The sequence below is a fragment of the Actinoplanes sp. NPDC051633 genome (assembly GCF_040681735.1).
Classification (GTDB): Bacteria; Actinomycetota; Actinomycetes; order Mycobacteriales; family Micromonosporaceae; genus Actinoplanes.
The window spans coordinates 1-1,591 of sequence record NZ_JBFAZH010001501.1; the positions used below are offsets into that span (position 1 = coordinate 1).

Annotated in this window: 2 protein-coding genes and 1 pseudogene; 1 reads left to right on the top strand and 2 read right to left on the bottom strand. The window is 75.7% G+C overall.

Going from position 1 to position 1,591, the window contains the following annotated elements:
- The coding region (locus AB0M20_RS42515) for a DUF6596 domain-containing protein (RefSeq protein ID WP_364307085.1) at positions 1-761 on the top strand (761 nt) is incomplete at its 5' end.
- On the opposite strand, the gene AB0M20_RS42520 is transcribed toward AB0M20_RS42515, so the two are convergent.
- Together AB0M20_RS42520 and AB0M20_RS42525 are read right to left on the bottom strand one after the other, a co-directional pair.
- Positions 724-1,281 (bottom strand): 2'-5' RNA ligase family protein, encoded by a 558-nt coding sequence (locus AB0M20_RS42520; protein ID WP_364307087.1) that lies wholly within the window; start codon positions 1,279-1,281, stop codon positions 724-726. The two genes, AB0M20_RS42515 and AB0M20_RS42520, sit on opposite strands and share 38 nt — an antisense overlap.
- A gap of 12 nt (positions 1,282-1,293) precedes the next feature.
- Positions 1,294-1,591: pseudogene (locus tag AB0M20_RS42525) on the bottom strand (cysteine desulfurase); the annotation flags it as partial.

Here is a 1,591-nt window from a genome sequence, read left to right on the forward strand (position 1 = left end):
ACCCGGGCGCTACATTGCGACCCACCCTGTGCCGGGGTGGGGGTGGCGGCGGGGCCCGCGCCGCCGCCGGGGATGATCTTGGCGCGGTCCGGCGAGTGCTGTACCTGATCTTCAATGAGGGGTACGCCGCCAGCAGCGGCGCCGACGTCCACCGCGTCGACCTGTCCGCCGAGGCGATCCGGCTGACCCGGATGCTGCCCGCGTCCGACCCCGAGACGGCGGGCCTGCTCGCCCTGATGCTGCTCACCGACGCCCGCCGTCCGGCCCGCACCGACCCCTCCGGCGCGCTGATCCCCCTGCAGGAGCAGGACCGCACGCTGTGGGACCAAGCGCTGATCGCCGAGGGCACGGCGATCCTGAACGCCACCTTCAGCGCCGGCGAGTATCAGCTCCAGGCGGCCATCGCCGCTCTGCACGACCGCGCGGCCCGGCCCGAGGACACCGACTGGCTGCACATCGTCGCCCTCTACGGCGTGCTGGAGCAGCTCACCGGCAACCCGCTGGTCACCCTCAACCGGGCGATCGCCGCCGCCATGGTCGACGGCCCGGAGGAAGGGCTGCGCCTGCTCGACGGCCTGGACGAGCGGCTGGCCGGCCATCACCGCCTCGACGCGACCCGCGCCCACCTGCTCGAACGCGCGGGCCGGCGGGACGAGGCGCTGGCGCACTACCGGCGGGCGGCGGCCCGGACCACCAGCCTGGCCGAGCGCAACTACCTCACCGTCAGGGCGGCCCGGCTGTTCTCGTCAGCCCAGGGGTAGCGCGGAGGTAGCCCAGAGGTAGCTCGGCCACGCTGCGCCACGCCTGAACGCCGACCTTGCCGGCCATCAGCCGGACGTGGTCGACGGCGAAGTCGATGGGCAGGTGCTCGGCGGCCTGCGCGGCGGCGCGCTCCAGCTCGGGCCGCGGGTGGTCGTGCCCGATGGTCAAATGCGGTACGACCTCGTCGAACGCGCCCTCGAACGGCGGCGCCTGCGGGTAGCGCCGCCACACCGTCTCGGTCAGTCCCCGGAAGCGGTGCGCCGGCTCGGGCGCCAGCCAGGCCACGACGTCGCCGAACCATCCGACGCGCTCGAGCCGGCCCGCGAAGGCGGGCAGCGCCCGGAACAGCTCGCGCAGCTCGCCGAGGTCGATGTCGGGCAGCGGCAGGAACGGGAACAGCACGGTGATGTGCGCGGGAACGTTCCACCGCGCGGCGCGGTCGAGGCGGGCGCGGTGCCGGCCGACCGCCTCCTCGGCCTCGGGCACCACCACGAGCAGCGCCGTCTGCAGATCCTCCACCCGTCCGCCCGGTCAGCAGTTGGCGCGGGCCGGCAGGCCGGCCGGGTCGGGGTGCCGGTCGCGGAACCCGGAGTCGATGAAGTCCAGCAGCCGCTGCACGTCGCCGAAGGTGGACGCGACGCCGAAGGACACCCGCACCGCGCCGCTGCTGTCGGTGCCGAGCACCCGCAGGTAGTCGTCGATGGTGCGGACCCCGCGGCGGGCCGCGCCGGTGAGCCGGCGCGGGGCGATGGGGAAGGCGCCGGGCCCCCCGGCCCGGGGTCGGACGGAGCCGGGACGCAGCGCCAGGCCGGGCGGGGGGGGCGCGGCG